The 382-nt window shown below is 47.1% G+C and carries 1 protein-coding gene; it reads left to right on the top strand.

The window, feature by feature from the left end:
* The coding region (locus EXE10_RS21665) for an Ig-like domain-containing protein (protein WP_165383069.1) at positions 1–382 on the top strand (382 nt) is incomplete at both ends.

Below are 382 nucleotides of genomic sequence, written 5' to 3'. Positions count from 1 at the left end.
CGGTTGCGCAAGAAAGTGAGAACAGCATCAGCGTACGTCAAACCGACAAAGCTGGTAATGTTTCGGATCGGACAGAGATTAAATTCACTTTAGATACGCAAGTGACTGCACCGAGTGTGAGCTTAAACATCGACAGTGGCAGTGATAATAAAGACGGCATCACCAATAAGGGTGACTACACTGTTTCGGGTATTGAAGATGGTGCGACCGTTGAATACAGTACTGATGGCGGTGTGAGCTGGGCTACCACAAAACCTATCGCTCAGGAAGGTGAGAACAGCATCAGCGTACGTCAAACCGACAAGGCTGGTAATGTTTCGGATCGGACAGAGATTAAATTCACTTTAGATACGCAAGTGACTGCACCGAGTGTGAGCTTAAG

The sequence above is a fragment of the Acinetobacter sp. WCHAc060033 genome (genome assembly GCF_004209125.1).
GTDB classification, from domain to species: domain Bacteria; phylum Pseudomonadota; class Gammaproteobacteria; order Pseudomonadales; family Moraxellaceae; genus Acinetobacter; species Acinetobacter wuhouensis.
This window is presented reverse-complemented; position numbering and strand designations above follow the sequence as displayed.